The sequence below is a fragment of the Laspinema olomoucense D3b genome (assembly GCF_025370785.1).
Taxonomy (GTDB): Bacteria; Cyanobacteriota; Cyanobacteriia; order Cyanobacteriales; family Laspinemataceae; genus Laspinema; species Laspinema olomoucense.
Genome location: NZ_JAMXFA010000023.1, coordinates 9,909 through 33,832, shown reverse-complemented (window position 1 = coordinate 33,832; position 23,924 = coordinate 9,909). Strand labels below are relative to the sequence as shown.

Below are 23,924 nucleotides of genomic sequence, written 5' to 3'. Positions count from 1 at the left end.
TCGGTTGTAGATTCAGGTCAGGGGGTTAAGGCGTGGGAATGAGCGATTGGGTAAGGGATTCAGAGTTTAACGATAGCACAGACTGGGTGTTGGGCATTGATGGGGGAGGGACTAAGACGGTTTGCTTGGTGATGGATGAAACCGGGACGATCGCCGGACGGGGTGAGGCAGGGCCGTCGAATTATCAAACCATTGGGTTACCGGCAGCAGGGGAGTCAATCTCACAGGCGATCGCCTCGGCGGTGAAGAATCTCCCTGGGGTGGCGATCGCCGGAATTGGCGTGGGTTTGGCCGGGGTGGGACGTCCGGCAGATGTCCAGGTGGTGCAAGGATTGGTGACGGGGTTGTACCAGGAGAGTCCCCTGCCGATTTGCTGGAAATTGCATTCTGAGGGGGTGGTGGTAACTCATGACTGTGCGATCGCCTTGGTGGGAGGAACCCGATCCGCCTCTGGGGTGGCGATCGTTGCCGGTACAGGTTCGATCGCTTATGGTTGCAACCCCCAGGGAGAAAGCAAACGTGCCGGGGGGTGGGGATATCGATTTGGAGATGAAGGCAGCGGGTATCAGATTGCGATCGCCGGGTTAAAGGCGGCAGCGCGATCGCATGATGGGCGAGGACCCAAAACTTTACTCCCAGATTTTTTCCTAAACTATCTCAATCTGAACCAGTTAGAGGACCTAATCGAAGTCATCTATCGCCGGGGATGGGGAGTAACTGAAATTGCGGCATTGTCTCCCTTAGTTGATCGCGCTGCTGCTGCCGGAGATGCGATCGCCATCCAGATTCTGGACGATGCTGCTGCTGAGTTGGCCCTGATGACTGAAACCGTTGCCTCGGCCCTCTTTACCCCTGATCAGGCATTTGAGGTGGTCACCATTGGCGGAGTCTGGCGCAGTGTCTGCCATCTGGGCGATCGGTTGGGTGAGTCCCTTCGCGCCCAATTTCCGGCGGTTCAAGTCATCTCCCCCCGCCATGAACCCGCCTATGGTGCCGGTTTATTGGCCCTGGAACGACTCGGCAAAGGAGTCTTGTCCCGGTGACCCGGGCAAGTTTTTATAGGGCGTCTTGCGGGCCGCTTGTGATAAAAAAAAGCGAGCAAGATGCAAAGCTTACGGCATAGCTGATACGGAATCTGGTTTTTATAGACCTTTCCAAACCCGGCCCCCGGGAGTGGGGTTTAAAATAACACTTAAACTACGTTTCCCACTCAAGATTGGGTTGAACATGAACCTCGAACGAGATTCTAAAGCGGTGTATCGACAAATTCGGAATTATCTGGTGGGTCGCTTCCTAGGTGCAACTCGCGATGAAACCTTGCTGCAAGAAACAATAAAATGCTTATTTTGCAAGCTCTATTTTCAGCAAAATCCCTCTTTATTTGAGCCGATTCATGATCTAACCCATGTGGATGCGATCGCCCGTCGATATCATAAAGCTTTTGGCCAACTGCGGCTGCTTTTGCCGAGGCTTTTTCCCCCGGAGCAACCCTTGCTCCTCGACCCTCACAGTCTAGCTCAAATTGATATCTTGCTGAATAAAGCTGATTTGGATACCCCCGTTCAGGACCCCTTTGGAGACATCTATGAAGTGTTTATGGGGTCCCAAATTCGGGGACAGGAGGGACAGTTTTTTACCCCGGGGAATGCGATCGCCTTATTGGTGGCCTTAGTCAATCCCATTCCCGGAGAAACGCTCATTGATCCAGCTTGTGGGGCGGGTGGATTTTTAAGCGGGGCTGCTCACCATTTAAAAGCAGCGGGAGCCTCTGTTAACCAAATCCTTTCTACAGTTTTTGGCCTGGATAAAGACCACTATCTCGCCGGATTAGCGGCGACCCGTTTATCCCTGTTGACCCTCAAATCGGCTCAGGTCTTTTGTGCGGATTCCCTCGCCTGGGAACTGGAATTTCTCGCCCCCAATTTTTCAAACCCTCCTGAGAAAAGTTCATCCAATTCCCAGTCTTTTCCCTTCCCAAATCAGGTTGGTGAATTTGATATTGTCCTGACAAATCCTCCCTTTGGAAGTCGGATTGTTGCCGCCTCTCCCCAGGTCCAGTCTACCTTTGAGCTGGGATATCGATGGCGGTTAGAAAAAAACAGCCAATCTTTTAAAAAGCTCGCTAAATTGCAACCTTCCGTACCGCCCCAGGTCTTATTTATGGAACGATGTTTATCCCTGGTTCGGCCCGGGGGTCGGATTGGCATGGTCGTTCCGGAAAGTTTAATTTCTAGCAAAACCTATCGGTATGTGGTGGATTATATCCAAGCAAATTCTATCATTAAAGCCGTGATTGGTATGCCCGATGTGTTATTTAAAATCTCTGGAAAAGGGGGGACTCATACTAAAACTTGCTTACTTTTATTACAAAAAAAATCGGGAAACCCCGCAGAGGATGACAGCAATCCATCTATTTTTATGGCGGAGGCTCAATGGTGCGGACGGGATAGCCGGGGGCAACCCATTGATCGAGATGATTTACCGGAAATTGCCGCCCGCTACCGAGACTATGAACGAGGAGGTTTAACGAAACCGAGTCAGTTAGGGTATTGGATAACCGGCGATCGCATTCAAAATGGCATTTTAGCCCCGCATTATTACAACCCTGCTGCAATTTCTGACTTATTTTACCTCCAAGAGAGTCACGAGTTTATTTCTATGGGAGAATTGATATCCACAGGGATGATAGAGGTCAGCAGTGGCGATGAAGTGGGAAAAGTAGCTTATGGAACAGGCAATATCCCCTTTATCCGGACTTCGGATATTTCAAATTGGGAAATAAAGGCGGACCCCAAACATTCAGTGAGTGAAGAAATTTATCAATCTTTGGCCCAAAAACAGGACTTGCAGGAAGGGGATATTTTGATGGTGCGGGATGGCACTTATTTAATCGGAACTTGTGCGTTGATTACTGCGGACGATACGCACATCCTTTATCAAAGTCATTTCTATAAATTGCGAGTTCGCGAAACCTGTCCTTTTTGTTCTTACTTGTTGTTGGCAGCCCTGAGTTCGGTTCCGGTGCAGAAACAAATCTTGGCAAAGCGTTTAACCCAGGATATTATTGATTCGCTGGGTAATCGAATTGAGGAGTTAATTTTACCGATTCCCAAGGATAAAGCGCGTTGCGAGAACATTGCACAGATGGTCAAGCGGACGATTCAACACCGAATAGAAGCTCGAAAGCTGGCCCGCCAAGCTTGTTTAGAATTAGTTACAGGATGTGACCTGGATTTATGGCAGAAATGATGCCCTTGACGCCTCAAAAGACCTCTGATGGGTCTTTTACGTTTTATTCACCAGAATTTGGTGAACTGTTTCATTCGTACCACGGGGCGCGCCAAGAGGCGCGGTGTAAATTTGTAGAACCCACGGAGTTAGCCGAAAAAGCCCAAAACTGCTCGGTGCGAGTGCTTGACTTATGCTATGGATTGGGATACAATACCGCATCAGCATTAGAGACGATTTGGTCAATTAATCCAGCTTGTTTTGTGGAGTGGGTGGGGTTGGAATTGGATGCCGCGATTCCCCAGGCCGCGATCGCCCAAGGGTTGCTTAAAGCTTGGCCCTCGCCCATTCCTGAACTTCTAGGCGCACTGGTTAGCCTAGAGGCAAAGGGTGAATCGACTATGCCGGGAGTCCATTGCTCGGTCCTAGAGTTACAGGGTGAATCTGGGGCTTCGAGGACTGTCCGTAGCCCCCAGTTCCAAGGGACGTTATGGTTAGGAGATGCCCGGAAAACCATTCAAAAGGTGGTAAATCAAGGGTTTCAAGCCGATGCCATATTTTTAGACCCCTTTTCCCCTCCGAATTGTCCGCAACTGTGGACGGTTGAATTTTTAGGGTGGGTGGCGCACTGTTTGAGTCCGACGGGAAAATTGGCGACTTATTCTTGTTCGGCCTCGGTGAGAACAGCATTAATGGCGGCGGGCTTAAAAATTGGGGCCACAGCGCCGGTGGGGCGGCGATCGCCAGGAACGGTGGCGAGTTTTGGGGAGGGCGATTTACCCTTACTTTCCGCTCAAGAACAGGAACATCTACAAACTCGGGCGGCGACTCCCTATCGGGACCCCAACCTGTCTGATTCCGCCGAAGAAATTCGCCAAAGGCGTCAGCAGGAGCAAGACTTATCCCCATTAGAACCGACCTCTAGTTGGAAAAAAAGATGGGCCAATATTGCACAAAAATAGCCAGGTATCAGCGATTGGGGAGGCGATCGCTTTAAAAGGACAGACACTTAGCCTGTTAGGTAACCCAGACCTAACTCAACTCCATCGGCCCGCTATAATCGAAAGGGCGATGAAAGTAAAATTTCATCGAAGGCAGTTAGAGAACCTTTACATTTTTTGAAAAAAATGGGCCAGACCGGAAAAACTCCGGCATCCTTTATAAAGTCTGTGTAAAACCACGGATTTTTTAAACGAACGTGGTCCAGATCATGTAAAGATAGTAAGAGATAGTACAAAAAGCGATTAATTTACTCAGTCGCTTGAGGCAGAACTAGCTAATAGAAATACTCAGAGCAAGGTGTTTGTCTGTGAACTTCCTTGATGCAGAACAGTCCAAAATTCTCGTCGTAGACGATCATCCAGCCAGCCGGATGACGGCAGTGGCTCTTTTGTCCGTAGAAGGGTATGAAATTCTGGAAGCTGACAGTGGCCCTAGTGCCCTGGCTTGTGTGAAGGAAACCCAGCCCGATTTAATTCTACTGGACGTGATGATGCCTGGAATGGATGGATTTGAGGTGTGCCGCCATCTGAAACAAGATGAGCAAACCCGCCTGATTCCCATCATTTTCGTAACCGCTCTCAATGATCGCCGATCGCGGATCCGGGGGATTGAAGCTGGAGGTGATGACTTCCTGACTAAACCCTTCGATCACCTCGAATTAGCCGCCCGAGTTAAATCCCTGGTCCGTCAAAAACGGCTCAATGAGGACCTCGACCATGCGGAACAAGTGCTCTTTTCCATTGCCCGGACTGTGGAAAGCCGAGACCCCAATACCGGGGACCATTGCGAACGCTTAGTCTCTCGGGGTCAAGCCTTTGGCGAGTTTCTCCATCTCTCCCGCAATGAAATTCGCGATTTAATGTGGGGGGGATACCTCCATGACATCGGCAAAGTGGGGATTCCCGATGCGGTGTTACTCAAAACCGGGAAACTCACGGCCCAAGAGTGGGAAATCATGAAACAGCACGTTGTGATCGGGGAGAAAATTTGTCTACCCCTGCGGACCATGCGTGGCGTCCGCCCTCTAATTCGCCATCATCATGAACGATGGGACGGGACGGGATATCCCGATGGGTTGGTGGGGGATGAAATTCCCTACATTGCCCAAGTGTTTCAAGTGGTGGATATTTATGACGCCCTCACCAGCGAACGGCCCTATAAACAGGCATTTACCTCAGAAAAAGCCCTGGAAATTATGGCCGAAGAAACTGCAAAGGGATGGCGTAACCCGCAACTGGTGGAACAATTTACGACTTTTATTCGGACGATGGAGATGGGAACAGCGCCAAGGGCCGTCAATCGCATCCACCTCATTGAATCCGAGGAACCTACGGCGATCGCCGGAAGTTGGCGCATTGCCAATGGCTAGGCCCCGGATTTTCCTGGGGCGATCGCCTGCCAATTTTGGCGATCTGGAGGTCATTGTGGATGAGTTTGCTTCAATAGAGCGGAAAGCGCGCTATACTCCGTTGAGATTAACGGGCTGAAAGAAAATGGTAGCAGTAGCGATTTTAGCCGCTGGACGCGGGACACGCATGAAATCAGACCTACCCAAGGTCTTACATCCTTTGGGGGGGCGATCGCTGGTTGAACGGGTACTGGATAGTCTCTCGGCAATTCAACCTTCCCGACGTTTAATTATCGTCGGCTATCGAGGGGAACTCGTCCAAAACGAACTGATCCAACGATTCTCTAATTTAGAATTTGTCGAACAAACCGAGCAATTAGGAACGGGTCACGCCGTCCAACAGGTGCTCCCCTATTTAAAAGAATTTACTGGGGATTTGTTGGTCTTGAATGGCGATGTACCCCTCTTACGACCAGGAACGATTGAGCGGCTTCTGAATACCCACAAAGAACAAGGGAATGCCGCCACTATTCTCACCGCGCAACTGCCCGATCCCAAAGGGTATGGTCGGGTCTTTTGTGACAGTGAAAATCTGCTTAAGGAAATAGTTGAAGACCGGGACTGCACCGCCGCTCAAAAGCAGAATCGGCGCATTAATGCCGGGGTTTATTGCTTCCATTGGCCGGATTTAGCGAAGGTTTTACCCCAATTAAAATCAGAAAACGATCAGGCAGAATATTATCTGACTGATGCGGTTAATTACTTAAATCCTGTGCGGATTTTAGATGTGGAGGATTACCAGGAAATTCTCGGCATCAACGATCGCAAGCAATTGTCAACGGCCTATAAAATTTTGCAGACTCGGGTCAAAGATGAGTGGATGGCAGCAGGGGTCACTCTCATCGACCCGGATAGCATTACCATTGATGATACCGTCACCCTCGCCCCGGATGCTATCATCGAACCTCAAACCCACCTACGCGGCCAAACCACCATCGGTTCTGGTACTCGCATCGGTCCCGGGACGCTGATTGAAAATAGCCAAATTGGTGACCAGGCCACGGTGTTATACTCGGTGATAACCGACAGTACGGTAGCTGCCGGAACCCGAGTCGGACCCTACGCTCACTTACGCGGTCACGCCCAGGTGGGAGAAGGCTGCCGGATTGGTAACTTTGTAGAATTAAAGAATACAAAGCTAGGAAACCGCAGCAATGTATCTCACTTATCTTATTTAGGCGATACCACCACTGGCGATCGCGTCAATATCGGTGCCGGAACGATTACTGCCAATTACGACGGCGTGAACAAACATCCCACCCAAATCGGCAGTGGGAGTAAAACGGGTTCTAATAGCGTCTTAGTTGCGCCGGTCAAAATCGGCGAAAACGTCACTATTGCCGCCGGTTCGACGATTACCGAAGATGTGGAAGATAACACGTTGGCGATCGCCCGCGCCCGACAAGTTGCCAAAAAAGGCTGGAAACTAAAGGCGAAAGAGTAGGCAACCCGACACTAAACTAGAGAAAACAAAGTAGAGACGTGAATTTTTGCGTCTCTACTCCCTGGGGTTGCTCACCCCGAGCAGGAATTAGGGACCCCCCCCAGTATTGTTTTCCACCGTCGATTCGACCAGTTTTACGCGATTGCTATCATTGGATAAGTTGATAAACTCGTTGTTGACGATCGTGCTATTTTCCACAACGATTGAACTACCTTCGTCCCCAAACCAAAAGAAATAATTATTATTAGGATTGTAATCGGTAATGCTGTTTTCAAAAAATTGACAGGTTTTAAAACGTACATCCCCCCTGATATTCGTTGCCCTCAGCATCGTATCATAGGACTCATTATGATAAAATTGGCAGTCTTCTACTAAAAGATTCGTGAGGGATTGTAGAGCCATAATCCCATAGGTGCATTCTTTAATTGTAGAACCTTTTACCTGAAAATTGCTGCTGTTTTGTGCCAAAATCCCATAGATTCCGCATCCAAAGAGAATGCATTGGTCTAGGATGATATTGTCACAATCCACAAAGCTAAAAACACTGCCACTACAAAAAGATTTTTTAGGCCAATGTCCAGCTTCTATATTGGCGATCGTAATATTTCGGCAGTTTCTAAACGTGATTACGTTGGGATAAGCTGCTTCAAGACTAATCAAAGAAGCGGTGGGATTGACTCCCACTAAACTCAGGTTTTCTACGCCAGAAATTACCAATCCATATCCATCAAAATCTTCTTCCATAAAAGCATTAGCCCAATTTAATTCCGGGCTAAGTTCTGATAAATTGTAGTGAGGTGAGATAAATTTCAATGTTCGGTTAGATCCGATGTTTCTAAAAAATGCTTCGGGGTTACTCACTTCGATTTCACGCCGGACTTGGGCGGTTGTCTGGTGCCCTTGTACCATTGCCCCAGTCACCCCCATTAAACCCAATAACCCCGAGAAAAACTTACGCCGTTTAACTTTTATCATCTGAATCTGAACCTGAATGGTTATCTTTTTCTAGTAAGCTAACACGGCAATTAGAGTTCTGCCAACCGGATAAACTTCGGGATCCTCAGAGGGGTTAGAATAGCGGGTGAGGCGATCGCAAATTCTCCGTCACGCTTTAGACTTAATCCTCCCTGCGGAAACCTCAAAACCCCCAACATCCCCAGAAACTCGATAAACTAGAAAAGGGGATCTTTTTTTATTCTGGAGTCACATCATGGTTTGGTTATTCTCGCTATTCTTTGTTTTACTGTTAATTTCTGCTACGCCATTACTCGGAACCTTGAAGGTTAAGTGGTCCTTTGAAATTATGGTAGGGTTGTTCGCCTTTTTTGCCGTGGCAGGTTGGGCGCTGTTTTTGGGGTATTCCCTGTTGTTTCAGTAACCCTCTTTTAATCATAATCCCGCCAGAGAAACTCTGACGGGACTGATTCGTATAATTGGTTCTCTATATTATCCAGACCTTCTGTCAATTTAGGATGACAGCCTACCTTGTTGGTCTGATGTTCAGCATCCAACTTTAGTTTTGATGCGTTTGACCCTATATATCTACTGTAGCGAACTTACCCGCTTCAGTGGTCTGTCTGAGGAGTGAACTATCTCTCTGCCTTCTGTGAGAACTAGCGGAGTAGACTGCTCTACTCATCGGTAGAGAGAGATTCCTAGGGGAAATTTTCCGCTCCCAGATTTCGATATATATGGGCGCAGACACTCCCATTCTTATAGGGTATGTCAAGATGCTACAATTGTCAACACCTTGAACCGAGATTTTTTGGGAATCAAAGTTTCGGGCCCCCTCACCGCGAGTTAGAAACGGGGTTTCTGGTCCCGTGGAACTCACCTAGGCGATGCCGACACCCATTTGCGGACTCATTTCCAAGGCATCACCGATGCGATCGCCGGTGTGATAGGCAGCGAGAATCACCTCACAAGTTTTACCCCAGGCGATCGCACCTGTGGCATCAATCCCGATCGCCCCAAAATCCCGTTTATTCCGTTCCCCTTCGGCAAACGAGCGCTCAAAAGCATTCATTAACGATAATCCATCCGTCACCCGCACCACAATTCGCGCCGCGAGACATTCATCAATAATATCTTCCCCAATCCCCGTACAACTAACTCCCGCCTTGGGATTGGCGTAATTTCCCGCAGGCATTGCCGAATCGCTGACGCGCCCGATCCGCTCAAATCCTTTCCCTCCCGTGGAGGTTCCGGCGGCAATTTTGCCCTGGTGATCGAGTACCACAACTCCAATCGTTCCCCGTCCCGAGGATTCTGCCACCACATTCGCCATACTGCGGGAAAAATTATCTTTGCGTTCCTCCATCCACTCCTGCAAGCGCTTATCCGTGAGTGGATTATGAATCGGCAATTGCAATTCTCGCAACAATTCCGCTGAACCCACATCGGACAACACGCGATCGGGGGAATTCTGTAAAAATAGGGCTAAATCAATGGGATTTTTAACCCGAGATACATTAATCGTGCCGCTAAAGCGTTGTAACCTGCCATCCATTAACGCGGCACTCATCCGAATTTGTCCGTCAGATTGCAACACCGAACCTGTCCCGGCATTAAAACGGGGTTCGTCTTCCAGGAGTTTGCATCCGCGCACCACCGCTTCAGTGGCAGAGGCCCCTTGCATTAACATCCCATACAGGTCCTCTATAATGGTATGGAGGGAGCCGCGCACCGCTTCAAGTCCACCTTTGTCTTTAAGAGAGCTACCTGCGCCACCGTGAATGATCAGCTTAGGTTGTACCGCACCCGTTGTCATGAATTCAGCCTCTGCCTTGGGTTAATATCCAATCTTTCATAGTAACCGAAAGGGTACTCTTTGCCTGCTAACAATTGGGGCATTTTTGGGCAACCGCCCGGGTTATTTGATGGATTCACCTTGGGAACGACGACGGCGACAGCGTTCTGAGCAGTATTTTACCTCATCCCAACAATCTGCCCATTTTTTCCGCCAGGTAAAGGGGCGTTGACAGACGGGGCAGATTTTTTCTGGAAAGTCAGCTTTGGCTCGGACTCGTCCCATAAGGGTTCATTCTTGCTGCTGTTTGGGTTGTATTATAAGCCATTTTCACCGGATGGGAAAGCCTGCCCGGGGTTAGGGCAGAGTGAGAGAGCGATCGCCTGAATTCCCACTGATTCAATTTCTGTAAAATTGGACTATTTTTTACACCTACCCCCAGACTGATATTTCCTTTGAGTTCGGGTAGAAATTAAGTAAAATGTATTTTGTGATTCAGCCTGCCGGTAGAGGGCTTTTGTTTCAAATTTTGATTTAATTGAATCTATTGTAAAAACACCGTAAATTAGGAGAATAATGATGGCTTACCAAACAAAAGAAGATTTACCCAATGATGTAAAAGAAAAACTGCCCGAAGGTGCGCAAAATATTTTCTTCACCGCTTATAATAGTGCTTCCTCCAATGGAATGAGCGAGAGTGGCGCTCTGGATGTGGCGTGGAATTCTCTACGGAGTAGCTATGAGGAAGGAAGTGATGGCAAATGGCATCCGCGTCCCCAAGTTGGTGCTCATCGCAGCCCCACGGGGAATATGCCCGGAGCCTAAACTCGGAATTGGGATAGTTTCAATTACGGATGCGATCGCCTGATTGCAAAGACGGGTTTCTAAAAAAAGGACAGGGTATAGCCCTGTCCTTTTTTGCAGTATTTATCAAATTATAGAGGTCTAATCCCTTTTAATTTGGTCCAACAAATCATAAAACGGCTGCCAATTATCCTCTTGCGCGATCGGTTCCCAAATTGCTTCAATTTTGGGCCGAAGTATCACCGTTTTTGGATTGTATTTTGCCATCCGTTCTCGCATTTCCTCTAAATTCCCTGTTCCCACAAACTGTAATAAATGGAAGTAGGCTCGTTGCCAAGAGGCGAACAATTCGGAATCGGTTTCCATCGGACCAAAAATAGAGTCACTGTTTTCCCGCCACTCCGGAGAAAACTGCTGCCTGAGTTGCCAAAAGAACTCCGGATACTCCACCTGAGACTCTGCCAACAATTGTAGAGTTAATTGCACCAAATCGGTTGCTGCTTCTTCTGGCATTTCTTCCCCAAATCCCAACTTACTCAGCATCAGTTGGCGATATTCTCGATTATAATGAATGTAATATTCCTCTAATGCGGCTTCCATATCAGCCTCATCAATTACCGCCCTTAACGGAACTTGCAACATTTGCAAGTTCCAGCGACAGATTGCCGGTTGATTGCCGTAACTGTAGCGTCCATAATAGTCAAAGTAGGCGGCTGTAAACTTTAAGTTATAGGTGGGAATAAAGGCAAAAGGTCCATAATCGAAACTTTCCCCAGTGATGGACATATTGTCAGTATTTAATACCGCATGACAAAAGCCCGCTGCCATCCATTGTGCCGTTAAGGTAGCCACCCGTTGCACCAGTTCTTGATAAAATCGGGCGTATTTCTCTTTCGGGTTTCCCGTACCCGGGGAAGTCAAGGGAGGCATGGTATCATTGAGGTGGGGATAATAATGGGCGATGACCCAATCTAAGAGTTTTTCAATTAAGTCTTTTCGTCCTAAATAGTGCAATCTTTCAAACGTGCCAAATCGGATATGAGATTCACTAAAGCGGATCATCACGGACGATCGCGTCGGGGAAGGTTCGTCTCCTCGCCACAATTGTTCGCCCGTTTCAACTAAGCTTAAACAGCGAGAGGTTCTGACTCCCATTCGATGCAACATTTCCGCTGCTAAGACTTCTCTGACCCCTCCTTTTAGGGTTAACCGTCCATCGGCATGACGGGAATAAGGGGTTCTGCCACTGCCTTTCGTGCCGAAATCGTAGAGTTTGCCATCAGTACCCCGGACTTGGGCGTAGACAAAGCCCCGTCCATCGCCTAAATTTGGGTTATATTCTCCAAATTGATAGCCATGATAGCGCAGGGCTAAAAAGGGTCGCACGCCCTGAAAATAACCAAATGCTTCGATAAAATCTTCATCCCTTACGGTTGTGGGTTCTAATCCTAGTTTTTGTAATAATTCGTCATTGCGAAAGCGCAGAAGATGCTGGGGAAATTCAGCAGCCGGAACGATATCGTAGTAGTCTTCCCCCAAGGATTCTAGGGCGGTTTCCAGGTTAAGGGACAGAAATGGATTGGCGCGTTTTGGAGTTGGAGTGGTGTCGGCAACAGTCATAAAAGCAACGGTTCTTTACATTATCTTATTCTATTTTAATCTATTTTAATGTTTTGGAATGATAAATCAGGTGCAGTGCTAGGGAAAAGCTTTTAGGGCGGGGTTTTGGGGGTTTGGAAACTTTTTGCAATAAAGTGTTACGGTTATTTACACCCCCAAGGTGGGGTGATCAAGCTACAATACAAGTATGAGGTTTGCTCGAAGGAATCGACTAGAGTCGAGTGCTTGAGAAACCTATTAATTTTTGGAGGAGGTAATCCGTCATGGCTCAAGTTTTAGCTAGAACTGAAAGGCTCGTAAATGCCGGGAATGAGGGGGCAAATTCTGAGGGGAATCAAGGCAATTTCATTCCCCTGAGCCTACGCATTGACATGGCACGGGATGAAGCCAGGGCGATCGCAGCAGCAAAAGGCATTGAATCTCCCGAAAGCGCGGTGGCTTGGGATATTGTGGAGGAACTCCTCAGTGTAGCAGCCCACAGAAGAACCCAGGAACCGAAATCGGCTTTTGAACGCTACTGTTTAGAGCATCCCGGTGCTTCAGAAGCTCGGATTTACGATCTTTAATGTTCCAGTAAAATAGTTGATTTGCTTGCCCAATCTTGCTCTCCAGATTGGGCTTTTTTCTGGTGATTTTTTACATTAAAAATTATTACAATTTTAAGAATATAGTCAAAAATGAGGTATAGGACTCTATGCTGTTCGGCGTCACTCCCAGAAATTCTGTTGTCAGCGATCGCCATCAGAGTAAAGTATGATATCGATCGCAGGGTAACCCGGAATGCGATCGCACCCAAATGCCACCCTTGCCCTCAGAATTGAAAGAATTATTTACGAACCCTCTTTAACCCTTATGAAAATTTTCGATAGCAAGCACCCCAAGACCCTGGAAGAATTATTTGGTGATATCTTGTTCTGCGGCCAAATGACCAAGAGCGATCGCTATCGTCTGCGAATGGCCATCTTACGCACCTCCTTGAGTGAGGAACATCAAGATATTATCAATCGCCTAATCTACAGCACTAAACGCGGCAGACTCCGCATGATGGATTAATCCCCTTCTCACAGAACAACAACCCAACTTCAGTTTCTAAGTTTTTTGGTACTACCGACTTGCTGTCGTTTTCAATATTCAACACTTCAGTTTCTAAGTTTTTTGGTACTACAGACTTGCTGTCGTTATCCGGCGGAACTCCGGTGCATCAGAGAATCAGTGGATTAAAGGGATAAGTGAGTTATCTGTCTGACGCACCTTTCCGCTTTCGATTTATTTTTGCGATCGCACTTAGTCCGTGGTTTTTTCCGGCATCTGGGGTACAGGGTCATATCCTCCCGGATGTAAAGGATGACAGCGCAACAGACGACGGAATGCCATCCATCCCCCCCGCCTCGGTCCAAAACGCTCGATCGCCTCTATTGCATATTGAGAACAAGTCGGCTGAAATCGACAAGTAGGCGGAAATAAGGGAGAAATTAACAGTCGATATCCTCGAATTAACCGAATCATCAGCCATTTCATAATTTAACCGAATAGAGAATTGCCAGGGTTTATTTATTTTGACTCCTTCTGGGACTCGGTGGCGATTTTTTGACTCCTTCCCGGATAGAAACCGGGTTTCTTCCTCCACTGTGTAGTCACAGGCATCAAATCTGGGCTAGAAACCCGGTTTCTTGTCTTCATCGCCGGGAGTCCTAAATTTTTTAGAGGTTGACGATCGCCCGATGGCCTCCATCCCCTACACTCAGAGAAAGCTTTAAGATGTTTTAGTGATTTAATTCTGTGTTGACTTTTTTATTCCCATTAGAATCCATTTTACCCCTGGGGTGGCAAGTGGCAGCCGTTGGCTTATGGTTGGGGTTGCTACTGATTGTGGCGGAGGGGTTACATCGTTTTACCCAAACGGGTTCGGAAGTCGTTCGCAAGGTCGTTCATATTGGTACTGGCAATGTGATTTTGCTGGCATGGTGGCTACAGATTCCCGGTTGGGTGGCGATCGCTGCTTCTATTATTGCCGCAGCAACTGCCCTAATTTCTTACAAATTTCCCATTCTCCCGGGAATTAATAGTGTCGGACGCCAAAGTTTAGGAACATTTTTCTATGCCATTAGTATCGGCATCTTGGTGGCCTGGTTTTGGCCCTTAGAACTTCCTCAATATGCCGTCATCGGGATTTTAATCATGACTTATGGAGATGGTTTAGCCGCTTTAATCGGTCAGCGTTTCGGTCAGCATCCCTATCAATTTTGGGGAGAAAAGAAGAGCTGGGAAGGTTCCGCCACGATGGGTATGGTTAGTTTTATGATCACCGCTTCTATTTTAGCCCTGGTAGAGGGAAATCTCTGGAATATTGGGATAATTGCCCTTGGGGTGGCTGGGTTAGCGACAGGTTTAGAAGCGTTTTCTAAACTGGGGATTGATAATCTTACAGTTCCGATTGGAAGTGCGGCGTTCTGCTTTTTCTTGCATCAAATTTTGTAAAGGGGTTTTGGGGGAAATTCCCTAAACTGGAGAGGGTTTTGGTCCAATTTTTCATAAAAAGAACCCCCTCGGCAGGGAGCAGGTAGGGAGGGGGTTCTTTTTAGGGATTTCAACTAATTTCAACACTCAGTTTTCTTTACACTCCTGTCCTGAGACCTAGGACCATTCTTCTCCTCTATTCGGTTCACCGTCAAAGGGTTGAACCCCGGTTTCTGGATATTTGTCATCATTGGGTCCAAAGATGCGAGCGGCTGCTTCTGAGACGTGTTGTAAAAAGTCACCAATGGTTTTTGAAAGATTCATAACAAAACTCCTCATCAGGTTCATTTAGGTTATCCGAGTCAGCGATCGCAATCCCTAGACCTCGTTACTTTTTACTTTACCTGAGTTCCCCCCGGAGCGGTTACTTTTGCAATATTTTTTAGGATAACTTATTAGTTCGCAATAGTTGAATCCTGGACTTAACCGGAATAGGCCGCTGGGATGGGTTTACAATTTGTTACGATTTAAACTTGCTTGGAATCCGCATTAAATTATACCATATTTGTTGTGAATCCGGACCCTTTTCTCTCCACCCCGCTCAGAGAAACGCCCTCGGAAAAAAGATTAGGTCTGAGATTTTTAATGAATTCCACCATAACCCAGGTCGAAAAATTTGCGGAAATTCCCAGGAACGGTGGGCGATCGCCCACCTCAACCCCGAGATTTTTATCCGGACCCGGTGACAAATTTTGGTAAATGCTACTATAATTAAACAAACCCCTTTCAGCAAGGAAGCTGGCACATGGCAACTGCCACTGAACCCAATGATCTCAATCCGCAACCCCTTTCCCCAGCGGGTAAAGACGGATTAGAACTGACTGTGGTCCCGGAGGACTATAGTCTGTTGACCGACCTCTATCAATTGACAATGGCCGCCTGTTACACCGGGGAAGGTCTTGACGGCAGAACCGCCAGCTTTGAGCTGTTTGTTCGCAAACTTCCTGAAGGCTTTGGTTATTTAATTGCAATGGGGTTAGCTCAAGTTTTTGAGTACCTAGAGCAATTCCGGTTCACCGAGGCCCAGATTGCCAGTTTGCAAGCCACTGGGATTTTTTCCAGGGCCTCTGATAAATTTTGGTCACTCCTGGCCGATGCCCGGTTTGAGGGTAATATTTGGGCGGTTCCCGAGGGAACGGCAGTCTTTGCCAATGAACCTTTACTGCGGGTGGAGGCTCCCCTGTGGCAAGCTCAAATCGTCGAAACCTATTTACTGAACACGATTAATTATCAGACCCTGGTCGCCACGCGATCGGCTCGCATTCGCGATGTCGCCGGTCCCGAAGCCTCGATTTTAGAGTTTGGCACGCGACGGGCCTTTAGTCCTCAAGCCTCGGTTTGGGCCGCCCGAGCGGCTTTGGCGGCAGGAATGGATGCCACCTCCAATGTGTTAGCAGCACTCAAATTAGGTCGGAAACCTTCAGGAACGATGGCTCACGCCCTGGTAATGGCCCTATCGGCAACGGAAGGGAGTGAGATGCAGGCGTTTCGAGCGTTTCAGCATTATTTTCCCGGTTCTCCCTTACTGATTGATACTTATGATCCCCTTGAAGCAGCCCGGAAAATCGCCGATCGCCTCCAAGCGGGAGAAATGGAAGTGGGAGGAGTGCGCCTGGATTCCGGGGATTTAGTCCAATTGTCCAAACAGGTCCAAGAACTGCTTCCCGATGTCCCCATTTTTGTGAGTGGGGATTTGGATGAGTGGAAAATTGCGGAATTGAAAGCCGCCGGTTGTCCGATTGATGGCTTTGGCATCGGGACTAAGTTAGTCACAGGTACGCCCGTAAATGGGGTTTATAAAATTGTAGATATTGATGGCGTGCCGGTGATGAAAAATTCTAGTGGAAAAGTTAGCTATCCCGGACGGAAGCAGATTTTCCGACGCTATCAGGAGGGACAGATTGTGGGCGATCGCCTAGGCTTGGTCAGTGAGGCCGTTGAACCCGGTGAAGTCCCGATGATGCAGCTTTTGTTCAAAGAGGGCCAGCGGGTTCATCCTCCGGAAATGTTGGAGGCGATCGCCGAAAGAACCAGGCATTCTGTAGAATCTCTTCCCCCCGAACTTCGCCGGATCCATCGACCCACGGGCGCATCGGTCGAGATTTCGACTCCCTTACAAACCCTGACCGCAGAAACCTTACAAAATTATAAAATGTGAGTCAGTCTTTCGACCTCTGGCTATTTTAAACAGTCCGGGTGCACTATCGGCGAGTTTTGCCTTGACCCTCGATTTCTGTTTTCCTCCGGGAGTGTTGAGGAATTTATTCATCCACCTGGATGACTTTCAAACTCAGAACTCTAGCCTGGATAGATTGTGTCGTTCTCACCCCCTCATCTAAAAATGATCACCCTTGCACTCTTTGGTACCAGTGCCGACCCCCCGACCAAAGCCCATCAAAAAATAGTGAGCTGGCTGTCTCAAAAGTTTGATGCCGTGGCGATTTGGGCGTCAGACAATCCCTTTAAATCTCATCAAACTCCCCTGCGCCATCGATCGCAGATGTTGCAGTTGCTGATGGAAGACCCGGACAATCCTCGGAACAATCTCTACTTTGATGCCGAACTCAGTCAACCCCGGACCTTAGAAACAGTGCGAATTGCCCGCCAAAAATGGCCCGAGGCTGAACTGTATCTCGTAATCGGGTCAGACTTAATCCCCCAGTTGCCTCGGTGGTATCACGTGGAGGACTTGCTCTCTCAAGTCAATCTGCTGGTTGTCCCGCGACCGGGAGCACCCATTCGCGAACCGGAACTCGACCGACTCCGGCAAATGGGAGCATCCGTGGCGATCGCCGACTTGCATCTTCCCGATGTTTCCTCCACCGCCTATCGTCAAACCCAAACCTCACAAGTTCTCACGCCCCCCGTTGCCCGTTATATCCAACGGGAAAACTTATACGCCTATCAGGATGTGAGCTAAACCAATGGCAGCGTCTTTGGGTCTTCCACTCAACTTTAAAGTGGGAGTCGATAATGCGATCTTCTCCGTCGATCCCGCACAAAATCGCTTGCTGATTCTCCTCGTCATGCGCGAAAGTGAGCCCTTTCTCGGACAATGGAGTTTACCCGGTACTTTAGTTCGTCACGGTGAATCCCTGGAAGATGCGGCCTATCGCATTTTATCGGAAAAAATCCAAGTCCAGAATCTCTACCTCGAACAACTGTACACCTTTGCCGGACCGGGACGCGACCCCCGCGAACTTTCAGACTCTCAACCTTTGCGCTATCTTTCTGTGAGCTATTTTGCCTTAGTCCGGTTTGAAGAAGCACAACTGATGGGAACTGGAGTCCGGGGGATTGCCTGGTATCCCCTGGATGAAGTGCCCCATCTGGCCTTTGATCACAATCGCATGGTGGAATATGGTCATCGCCGCCTACGGAACAAACTGGAGTACAGCCCGATCGCCTTTGATGTGCTGCCGGAATTATTTACCTTAAGTGAACTGTATCAACTTTATGCCACAGTTTTAGGGGAAAATTTCGCCGATTATTCTAATTTTCGGGCCAAAATTCTCAAACTGGGCTTTTTATCCGATACAAAAATGAAAGTGTCTCGCGGTGCAGGTCGGCCCGCCGCCCTTTACCGCTTTGATGCCGAAGCATTTGCTCCGTTGAAAAATAAACCCTTAGTGTTTATTTAGGGATAGTTTTAACCCCAAAGTTTACCCGTTTATCCCCCAATTGGTCACTCAATATCATGAAAATTGCGATCGCCCAACTTAATCCCACCATTGGAGATCTCCGAGGCAATTCCCAACAGATTCTGCAAGCTGCCACCCAAGCTGCCGCCCAGGGAATTGACCTGATGCTAACTCCAGAACTCTCTTTGTGCGGTTATCCGCCTCGGGATTTGCTCTTGCGTCCGAGTTTTATTGAGGCGATGTCCTGGCAATTACAACAACTGGCTCAAGAATTACCTCCAGCGATCGCCGTCTTAGTGGGAACCGTGGAAACCCATACCCTCGCCCATACCACCGGAGGCAAATCCTTATATAATAGTATCGCCTTACTCTTCAATGGCAAAATTCAGCAATACTTCCACAAACGCCTGTTGCCGACTTACGATGTGTTTGATGAAAATCGCTATTTTGAACCCTCTTATGTGAGTAATTATTTTAATTTAGGTGAGTTTGGCTTTCCCTCCCACCCCCAGGGTTCTCCCCCAATCCGCATCGGCGTGACGATTTGTGAAGACTTATGGAATGATGAAGAATTTTGGGGAAAACGGCAATACCCCAGTAATCCCATTGCCAATTTAGTCGAAGAAGGAGCCGATGTCATTATTAATTTATCCGCCTCTCCTTACACTGTGGGGAAACAAAAACTCCGAGAAGCAATGCTCAATCATGTGGCAGTGCGTTATCACAAACCCATTATCTATGCTAACCAAGTCGGGGGCAATGATGACTTGATTTTTGATGGATATAGCATTGCCTTCAACAAACTGGGAGAACGGGTGGCCCTAGCTGCGGGATTTCAACCGGATTTAGTGGCGGTGGAGTTAGACGAAAAAAGCCGAGATTTACGTCCGCTTTCGCTCAACAAGGAGGCGATCGCCTCCCAACCCCTTACTCAAACCCAGGGAACACCCCTGAGTCCAGCGGAAGAAATTTGGTCCGCCTTGGTGTTAGGAGTGCGAGACTATACCCGCAAGTGCGGATTTTCTAAAGTCGTGATTGGGTTAAGTGGGGGGATTGATTCGTCTCTAGTGGCGGCGATCGCCAGCGAGGCGATCGGACCCTCCAATGTTATTGGCATCCTCATGTCTTCCCCCCATACCTCCCAACAATCGGTGATTGATGCTGTGGAACTCGCCCAAAACCTCGGCTTGAAAACCTACTCCCTTCCCATTGCCGATTTAATGGATTGTTATGACAAGACCCTAGGGGATTTGTTTGCCGACTCACCCCGAGATGTCACCGAAGAAAACCTCCAAGCGCGGATTCGGGGCAATTTATTAATGGCAATCTCCAATAAATTTGGATATCTGCTGATTTCCACCGGCAATAAATCAGAAATGGCCGTCGGATATTGTACCCTCTATGGAGATATGAATGGAGGATTAGCCGCCATTTCTGATGTTCTAAAAACTCAAGTATATGCCATTTGTCAATGGCTCAATTCCCGCGAACCGGGTAAAATTATTATTCCCGAAAGTGTTTTGAGTAAACCCCCCAGTGCCGAGCTCAAACCCGGACAAATTGACCAAGATTCCCTTCCCCCTTATGACATTCTGGATGATATTCTCGATCGCCTGATTCACAACCATGAATCGATTCCCGAAATTGTCGCGGCAGGACATGAAACCGCCTTAGTGCAACGGGTGGTGAAGTTGTTAAATGGGGCTGAATTTAAGCGCCGACAAGCCCCCCCTGGATTGAAAGTCACCGATCGCGCCTTTGGAACAGGTTGGCGAATGCCGATCGCCGCCAAGGTGCCGCAACTCCCCCTCTGTGTGGAATAATATCCAGTCCGGTGCATTAACCTAAAAAACCATCTCTTCCTCTTCTCCCCCATCCTTTGCAAGGAAGGGGGGAAAGGGGGTTAGCTCACTGTGGGCGATCGAGCAAACATGATATCCAGGGAAATCGACAACCGGCGAGGGTTTTAACCCTCGCCGGTCTGGTTTTATTGCACCGCCAAGTCTACCTAACCGCCGATGATGTAGCGGGAATCGGGGTGGGAGAGGCGGGATGATTTATTAGCTGGGTCTATGAGGTTTATAGAATAAAAAAATATCAAAGTAGATGCACGAGAGTAGACGCAAACGAGTCAATGGCGAAGTTATTTAATGAGCATCACCACCGGGGATAGGGATCCCTGCTCCGATTGATGAGAGTGTCGTTGCGGGGCAACTTGGTCATAACCACTGGCGAAAACACTGAGTATTAATGTAATTATCGCCGATAAAAATAATTTTTCCCACATGATTGGCGCACCTTCCTTGTCAATGGCCGATTCAAATCCTCTATTAGTAGAATCCCTGATTAACCCGTGCCAGTGAGTGATTCAGATCGCACAGGATGAGTGAGATTCTAGCAAAAGGGAGTGCGATCGCGATCGCACTCCCTGCGTAAATTCACCCAGAATTGGTACTCCCCAGCCCGGGATCGCCCATTCAGCGGGAGATCCAATTCATTAACCCCTACGCCGGTTAAATCCAAAATCTCACCATCGTACAAAATATTTACAACATTAATCGCAGCAACAGTACCCCCATCGAACCGACAAAACGCATAAAACCGCCCCCCCCTGACTCCGCTGCTTCTGGATTTTGGGCCGCTTCAATTTGAGCAATCAGGACCTGTGTGGCTTCAAAAGCCTGAGTATTGTTTTGAATCGCAAACAATTGTTTCGCATATTCCGCATCGCCTTGAGCACCGGCGAAATCTCCGCTATCTGCACGAACGATACTCCGTGCGAGATAGGCAGGGGCAAATTCCGGATCCATGACTAATGCTTGATCAAAATAGGCGATCGCCTTCTTATGATTGTTGCGCTGCGCTTCTGCTACGCCCCAGTTATAAACATCCTCTACCGCTAACACAGTCTGCGGAGTCCCGATCGCTCCTTGGAGATTTGCCCCCTCCAACTGTGCGCCGGTTAAATTCACATCCACAAGATACGCCTCTCGCAAATCTGCACCCCGCAGATCCGCACCCTGGAGATTCACCCCCATCAGGTTGGCGCCAAACAAAGAAGCACCTTTGAGGTCCGCACCACTGAGGTCCGCCCCTGTCAGTTGAGCACGACTCAGATTCGCCCGGACCAAATTTGCTCCATTGAGTTGAGCATTCGCCAGATTTGCCATCACCAAACCGGCACCACTGAGGTCACACTGGGGACATTGCTTGGTGGAAAGCAGTTGTTGAGTATGTTGAATATTTTCGGCAGTGGCAACACTCGTAAAGCATAGGGTACTGAACAAGACTGCCGGAAGGAGAAATTTTCGGTTCATAGTCGATCCTTAATGGCTACAGAAACACAGGAATCTCGCCCTGGGAAAAACCCGTGGAATCAATGCTGGAATCAACACGTTGACCCCAGAGGTCACTTGATTATTTTAAAGGGTTTGGGGAGTTGCCAACGGGTCAATCCCGGGGATCGCCGGGGTAGCGATGCGATCGCCCTCACCGACTTCTGTAGAGTTCAGTCACACTTTCAACCCAGGCGGACTCACTGGACCCCTCGCCTGCGATCGCTGCATCAGAAAAACTTTTCAGGGATATTAATTATATTAATGATTGGGAAATCGCTATGTCAACATCCCTTTACTCGGGCCCATCCCCAGAACCCAAGCCCCCGTGCGATTTGAAAGCACGTCTGCTCCAGACCGTTGGTGATGAATTTCTGGCCCCCTTAGAAATCATTCACCAGTCTACCTTTTTGTTAGCCTGTTTTGGCAATACCTGGGAAATCACTACCTGCATTCAACATTTGCATCGCATTCAAGAGGCAGTTGAACAAATGAATTTTGTATTAGAAAAGTGTCTTGAGTCCGAGAAAGAAGGGGACTGAATTAAAGCAATTACCCTAGTCCTTTTTTCAGAACTTCTTCCAGTCTCACTCCCAATTAGCCCTTGACCGTTGCTTTCTGCTGGGCTATATTTCTAATTTTTTATTCCACGGATCAGCATTCAATTCAATGTTTTCTAAGCCAGACCTCGGGGGTGGTTGGCTGGCTCTTTCTTTTGGATTTATGACTCCTGAACACCAGACCGATTCAGATAGGGTGTTCGGCATTTAAATTGTGTACTACTAGCGAGCAAGATACTCCCACGGACAAAAATGTACAGGCATAACTGTGGGACTATATATGATGGAGTCGAGTCGTGCCGATCGCCTTGAGGAGAGACCCAAGACGGGGAGTGCAACCCCTGTCTCATACACAGCAGGGAAATTGACCTGATCTGCAACAAAATATCCCCCAAATTATCATGGGGAATTCATGACCTAAATTTTAGCGCCCCAGTGGTACTCTTAAAAAGGCAAGGGTTAACATCGCTTTAGGCAATGCCCTGAGGCAGGAGAGCTGGAGCAGTTACTGGAGAGCAGTTGGCCCCTTTTCTAAGGTGCGATCGCATCACGTCGATTCCCGCACAGAAGTGACATTGATCCCCACTCCATTCCGCCCTTAGCATCGGTGGAGATCCCCATCAGCACTTCTGAAAGAGTCCCTCATCAGGGAAATAAGCTTAGAAGGTCCTGCGATCGCCCATTGAGATTAACTCCATCTCCCTTCCCGGATATCCCCATCGCGGCTAAATTCCGGGACAGCGGGAGCAGGCAAACAATCCCGATCTGGATTGCCTCAATCGGTACTATTTTAACAAACCCTGGGGCGAAAAATTTTTCTCGTTCTCGTTATTTACCTGCATTATTATAGACGGGCATTTCATGAAACCTAAGTGGCTGTTTTTTTTAGCAATATTAACCCTCTTTTTCTTGGGAGTTCGCGAGGTAATCCCACTTCAAAAAGACCAGATCCCCCCTAGCACCGTCACCACAGAAATACCCCGCGTCGATTTTCCCCTGGTTCCAGGAAGCTACTGGGTTTATGAGGGGATCACTCAGTGGATGCCCACCAATTCCGGTGAAGTCAAGCAAACCCGAATCACCTGGAAAATGGAAGTAGTAGATGCCTTTGAACGCGGACCTTTGAAAGTTGCGATTTTAAAAGGATATCCCGCTGACGTAGCCTGGTATAGTGAAGGAAAAGAACGGGGAGACCATCTAATTATTGAAGTCTCACCGGGAAAGTTTTATTTAGTCAGTAATGAAAGAGCCAGACTTGTCTTGCAACGGTTAACCGATGAGGGGGATGTGTTGGTGAACCTAGTGGAAGACATAGAACTCTTGCTTGATCTGCCCCTAATTCCGGGTAAAGTGTTTGGTCCTTCAGAACAGATCACGCGCCTGGATGGGGGATATCGATGGAACGTTGAGACATCGGAGCAAGTGGAATTAGACGCCGAGGGATTTGCATCTCGGGATAGTCATATTCAGTATCATTTAACCTTCCGAACTGGACCGGATATGATGAGTATTTATTTTGTTCCCGGCATCGGTATTACGCGATATCAATATCAACATCACGGGGCGATCGCAGAAACCGACCTAAAATTAATTGAATATTATCCGGGAAATTAAGG

The 23,924-nt window shown here is 48.2% G+C and carries 27 protein-coding genes; 19 read left to right on the top strand and 8 right to left on the bottom strand.

From position 1 onward, the window contains the following. The first annotated feature begins 38 nt into the window (after positions 1-38). The 6 genes from NG792_RS17340 (at position 39) to glmU (ending at position 7,082) form a co-directional block, all read left to right on the top strand. Positions 39-1,043: an N-acetylglucosamine kinase gene (locus NG792_RS17340; protein ID WP_261236203.1), complete on the top strand. Its 1,005-nt coding sequence runs from the start codon at positions 39-41 to the stop codon at positions 1,041-1,043. Positions 1,044-1,227: 184 nt separating this feature from the next. After that, a complete protein-coding gene (locus NG792_RS17335; protein ID WP_261236202.1) occupies positions 1,228-3,249 on the top strand; it encodes an N-6 DNA methylase in 2,022 nt (673 codons plus the stop codon). Then, positions 3,237-4,190 carry a tRNA (5-methylaminomethyl-2-thiouridine)(34)-methyltransferase MnmD gene (locus NG792_RS17330; RefSeq protein ID WP_261236201.1) on the top strand — a complete coding sequence of 318 codons (954 nt, stop codon included), beginning with the start codon at positions 3,237-3,239 and terminating at the stop codon, positions 4,188-4,190. Before NG792_RS17335 ends, NG792_RS17330 begins: the two co-directional genes overlap by 13 nt. Positions 4,191-4,537: 347 nt before the next feature. Next, the gene (locus NG792_RS17325; protein WP_261197155.1) at positions 4,538-5,599 is read left to right on the top strand and encodes a response regulator; all 1,062 of its coding nucleotides are present in this window, start codon (positions 4,538-4,540) and stop codon (positions 5,597-5,599) included. Then, positions 5,592-5,717 (top strand): hypothetical protein, encoded by a 126-nt coding sequence (locus NG792_RS17320; RefSeq protein WP_261197154.1) that lies wholly within the window; start codon positions 5,592-5,594, stop codon positions 5,715-5,717. Before NG792_RS17325 ends, NG792_RS17320 begins: the two co-directional genes overlap by 8 nt. Positions 5,718-5,723: 6 nt before the next feature. After that, a complete protein-coding gene (gene glmU / locus NG792_RS17315) occupies positions 5,724-7,082 on the top strand; it encodes a bifunctional UDP-N-acetylglucosamine diphosphorylase/glucosamine-1-phosphate N-acetyltransferase GlmU (RefSeq protein ID WP_261236200.1) in 1,359 nt (452 codons plus the stop codon). Positions 7,083-7,169: 87 nt separating this feature from the next. On the opposite strand, the gene NG792_RS17310 is transcribed toward glmU, so the two are convergent. Beyond that, positions 7,170-8,057 (bottom strand): right-handed parallel beta-helix repeat-containing protein, encoded by an 888-nt coding sequence (locus NG792_RS17310; protein WP_261236199.1) that lies wholly within the window; start codon positions 8,055-8,057, stop codon positions 7,170-7,172. A gap of 235 nt (positions 8,058-8,292) precedes the next feature. Between NG792_RS17310 and NG792_RS17305 the strand changes: the two genes are divergently transcribed. Beyond that, positions 8,293-8,460, top strand: coding sequence for a hypothetical protein (locus tag NG792_RS17305; RefSeq protein ID WP_261197151.1), 168 nt, complete (start codon positions 8,293-8,295; stop codon positions 8,458-8,460). 456 nt (positions 8,461-8,916) lie between these two features. Here the strand turns inward: NG792_RS17305 and NG792_RS17300 are convergent, their stop codons facing one another. Together NG792_RS17300 and NG792_RS17295 are read right to left on the bottom strand one after the other, a co-directional pair. Next, positions 8,917-9,852, bottom strand: a complete 936-nt coding sequence (locus NG792_RS17300) for an isoaspartyl peptidase/L-asparaginase (protein WP_261236198.1) — start codon at positions 9,850-9,852, stop codon at positions 8,917-8,919. A gap of 102 nt (positions 9,853-9,954) precedes the next feature. Further along, the gene (locus NG792_RS17295) at positions 9,955-10,116 is read right to left on the bottom strand and encodes a DUF2256 domain-containing protein (RefSeq protein ID WP_261197149.1); all 162 of its coding nucleotides are present in this window, start codon (positions 10,114-10,116) and stop codon (positions 9,955-9,957) included. Between the two features lie 294 nt (positions 10,117-10,410). On the opposite strand from NG792_RS17295, the gene NG792_RS17290 reads away from it, so the two are divergent. Continuing rightward, positions 10,411-10,656 carry a ChaB family protein gene (locus tag NG792_RS17290; protein ID WP_261197148.1) on the top strand — a complete coding sequence of 82 codons (246 nt, stop codon included), beginning with the start codon at positions 10,411-10,413 and terminating at the stop codon, positions 10,654-10,656. Positions 10,657-10,776: 120 nt separating this feature from the next. On the opposite strand, the gene NG792_RS17285 is transcribed toward NG792_RS17290, so the two are convergent. Beyond that, complete coding sequence (locus NG792_RS17285; RefSeq protein ID WP_261236197.1) at positions 10,777-12,255, bottom strand: protein adenylyltransferase SelO; 1,479 nt, start codon at positions 12,253-12,255, stop codon at positions 10,777-10,779. A gap of 263 nt (positions 12,256-12,518) precedes the next feature. On the opposite strand from NG792_RS17285, the gene NG792_RS17280 reads away from it, so the two are divergent. Together NG792_RS17280 and NG792_RS17275 are read left to right on the top strand one after the other, a co-directional pair. Then, positions 12,519-12,821 (top strand): Calvin cycle protein CP12, encoded by a 303-nt coding sequence (locus tag NG792_RS17280; RefSeq protein ID WP_261197146.1) that lies wholly within the window; start codon positions 12,519-12,521, stop codon positions 12,819-12,821. A gap of 214 nt (positions 12,822-13,035) precedes the next feature. Beyond that, the gene (locus NG792_RS17275) at positions 13,036-13,308 is read left to right on the top strand and encodes a hypothetical protein (protein ID WP_261236196.1); all 273 of its coding nucleotides are present in this window, start codon (positions 13,036-13,038) and stop codon (positions 13,306-13,308) included. Between the two features lie 231 nt (positions 13,309-13,539). Here NG792_RS17275 and yidD read toward each other — a convergent pair whose 3' ends face one another. After that, positions 13,540-13,773 (bottom strand): membrane protein insertion efficiency factor YidD, encoded by a 234-nt coding sequence (yidD, locus tag NG792_RS17270; protein WP_261197144.1) that lies wholly within the window; start codon positions 13,771-13,773, stop codon positions 13,540-13,542. Positions 13,774-14,034: 261 nt separating this feature from the next. On the opposite strand from yidD, the gene NG792_RS17265 reads away from it, so the two are divergent. Continuing rightward, a complete protein-coding gene (locus NG792_RS17265; RefSeq protein ID WP_261197143.1) occupies positions 14,035-14,733 on the top strand; it encodes a diacylglycerol/polyprenol kinase family protein in 699 nt (232 codons plus the stop codon). A 156-nt stretch (positions 14,734-14,889) separates the two neighbouring features. Here NG792_RS17265 and NG792_RS17260 read toward each other — a convergent pair whose 3' ends face one another. After that, on the bottom strand, positions 14,890-15,036 hold the full coding sequence (locus tag NG792_RS17260) for an isochorismate synthase (RefSeq protein WP_261197142.1): 147 nt from the start codon (positions 15,034-15,036) through the stop codon (positions 14,890-14,892). Positions 15,037-15,517: 481 nt separating this feature from the next. On the opposite strand from NG792_RS17260, the gene NG792_RS17255 reads away from it, so the two are divergent. The 5 genes from NG792_RS17255 (at position 15,518) to NG792_RS17235 (ending at position 20,469) form a co-directional block, all read left to right on the top strand. Further along, on the top strand, positions 15,518-16,930 hold the full coding sequence (locus NG792_RS17255; RefSeq protein WP_261236195.1) for a nicotinate phosphoribosyltransferase: 1,413 nt from the start codon (positions 15,518-15,520) through the stop codon (positions 16,928-16,930). Between the two features lie 183 nt (positions 16,931-17,113). After that, the gene (locus tag NG792_RS17250) at positions 17,114-17,692 is read left to right on the top strand and encodes a nicotinate-nucleotide adenylyltransferase (protein ID WP_261197140.1); all 579 of its coding nucleotides are present in this window, start codon (positions 17,114-17,116) and stop codon (positions 17,690-17,692) included. A 4-nt stretch (positions 17,693-17,696) separates the two neighbouring features. Then, positions 17,697-18,413 carry an NUDIX hydrolase gene (locus NG792_RS17245; protein WP_261236194.1) on the top strand — a complete coding sequence of 239 codons (717 nt, stop codon included), beginning with the start codon at positions 17,697-17,699 and terminating at the stop codon, positions 18,411-18,413. A 56-nt stretch (positions 18,414-18,469) separates the two neighbouring features. Next, entirely contained in the window at positions 18,470-20,236 is a 1,767-nt protein-coding gene (locus tag NG792_RS17240; RefSeq protein ID WP_261197138.1) for an NAD+ synthase, read from the top strand. A 56-nt stretch (positions 20,237-20,292) separates the two neighbouring features. Continuing rightward, the gene (locus NG792_RS17235; protein WP_261197137.1) at positions 20,293-20,469 is read left to right on the top strand and encodes a hypothetical protein; all 177 of its coding nucleotides are present in this window, start codon (positions 20,293-20,295) and stop codon (positions 20,467-20,469) included. A gap of 338 nt (positions 20,470-20,807) precedes the next feature. Here the strand turns inward: NG792_RS17235 and NG792_RS17230 are convergent, their stop codons facing one another. Both NG792_RS17230 and NG792_RS17225 read right to left on the bottom strand, forming a co-directional pair. After that, complete coding sequence (locus tag NG792_RS17230) at positions 20,808-20,954, bottom strand: hypothetical protein (RefSeq protein WP_261197136.1); 147 nt, start codon at positions 20,952-20,954, stop codon at positions 20,808-20,810. Positions 20,955-20,959: 5 nt separating this feature from the next. Further along, entirely contained in the window at positions 20,960-21,730 is a 771-nt protein-coding gene (locus NG792_RS17225) for a pentapeptide repeat-containing protein (protein WP_261197135.1), read from the bottom strand. A gap of 12 nt (positions 21,731-21,742) precedes the next feature. On the opposite strand from NG792_RS17225, the gene NG792_RS17220 reads away from it, so the two are divergent. From NG792_RS17220 to NG792_RS17210, 3 genes are all read left to right on the top strand, one after another. Then, a complete protein-coding gene (locus tag NG792_RS17220) occupies positions 21,743-22,087 on the top strand; it encodes a hypothetical protein (RefSeq protein WP_261197134.1) in 345 nt (114 codons plus the stop codon). After that, complete coding sequence (locus NG792_RS17215) at positions 22,084-22,290, top strand: hypothetical protein (RefSeq protein ID WP_261197133.1); 207 nt, start codon at positions 22,084-22,086, stop codon at positions 22,288-22,290. Before NG792_RS17220 ends, NG792_RS17215 begins: the two co-directional genes overlap by 4 nt. Positions 22,291-23,169: 879 nt before the next feature. Further along, entirely contained in the window at positions 23,170-23,922 is a 753-nt protein-coding gene (locus tag NG792_RS17210; RefSeq protein ID WP_261236193.1) for a hypothetical protein, read from the top strand. Positions 23,923-23,924: the final 2 nt, after the last annotated feature.

Coding starts and splice junctions, on each gene's coding strand:
- NG792_RS17290 (WP_261197148.1), top strand. CDS start 10,411: ATGGCTTACCAAACAAAAGAAGATTTACCCAATGATGTAAAAGAAAAA.
- NG792_RS17320 (WP_261197154.1), top strand. CDS start 5,592: ATGGCTAGGCCCCGGATTTTCCTGGGGCGATCGCCTGCCAATTTTGGC.
- NG792_RS17335 (WP_261236202.1), top strand. CDS start 1,228: ATGAACCTCGAACGAGATTCTAAAGCGGTGTATCGACAAATTCGGAAT.
- NG792_RS17245 (WP_261236194.1), top strand. CDS start 17,697: ATGGCAGCGTCTTTGGGTCTTCCACTCAACTTTAAAGTGGGAGTCGAT.
- NG792_RS17255 (WP_261236195.1), top strand. CDS start 15,518: ATGGCAACTGCCACTGAACCCAATGATCTCAATCCGCAACCCCTTTCC.
- NG792_RS17330 (WP_261236201.1), top strand. CDS start 3,237: ATGGCAGAAATGATGCCCTTGACGCCTCAAAAGACCTCTGATGGGTCT.
- yidD (WP_261197144.1), bottom strand. CDS start 13,773: ATGAAATGGCTGATGATTCGGTTAATTCGAGGATATCGACTGTTAATT.
- NG792_RS17280 (WP_261197146.1), top strand. CDS start 12,519: ATGGCTCAAGTTTTAGCTAGAACTGAAAGGCTCGTAAATGCCGGGAAT.
- NG792_RS17210 (WP_261236193.1), top strand. CDS start 23,170: ATGAAACCTAAGTGGCTGTTTTTTTTAGCAATATTAACCCTCTTTTTC.
- NG792_RS17275 (WP_261236196.1), top strand. CDS start 13,036: ATGCGATCGCACCCAAATGCCACCCTTGCCCTCAGAATTGAAAGAATT.
- NG792_RS17220 (WP_261197134.1), top strand. CDS start 21,743: ATGGCTACAGAAACACAGGAATCTCGCCCTGGGAAAAACCCGTGGAAT.
- NG792_RS17305 (WP_261197151.1), top strand. CDS start 8,293: ATGGTTTGGTTATTCTCGCTATTCTTTGTTTTACTGTTAATTTCTGCT.
- NG792_RS17300 (WP_261236198.1), bottom strand. CDS start 9,852: ATGACAACGGGTGCGGTACAACCTAAGCTGATCATTCACGGTGGCGCA.
- NG792_RS17295 (WP_261197149.1), bottom strand. CDS start 10,116: ATGGGACGAGTCCGAGCCAAAGCTGACTTTCCAGAAAAAATCTGCCCC.
- NG792_RS17260 (WP_261197142.1), bottom strand. CDS start 15,036: ATGAATCTTTCAAAAACCATTGGTGACTTTTTACAACACGTCTCAGAA.
- NG792_RS17340 (WP_261236203.1), top strand. CDS start 39: ATGAGCGATTGGGTAAGGGATTCAGAGTTTAACGATAGCACAGACTGG.
- glmU (WP_261236200.1), top strand. CDS start 5,724: ATGGTAGCAGTAGCGATTTTAGCCGCTGGACGCGGGACACGCATGAAA.
- NG792_RS17250 (WP_261197140.1), top strand. CDS start 17,114: ATGATCACCCTTGCACTCTTTGGTACCAGTGCCGACCCCCCGACCAAA.
- NG792_RS17285 (WP_261236197.1), bottom strand. CDS start 12,255: ATGACTGTTGCCGACACCACTCCAACTCCAAAACGCGCCAATCCATTT.
- NG792_RS17310 (WP_261236199.1), bottom strand. CDS start 8,057: ATGATAAAAGTTAAACGGCGTAAGTTTTTCTCGGGGTTATTGGGTTTA.
- NG792_RS17225 (WP_261197135.1), bottom strand. CDS start 21,730: ATGAACCGAAAATTTCTCCTTCCGGCAGTCTTGTTCAGTACCCTATGC.
- NG792_RS17240 (WP_261197138.1), top strand. CDS start 18,470: ATGAAAATTGCGATCGCCCAACTTAATCCCACCATTGGAGATCTCCGA.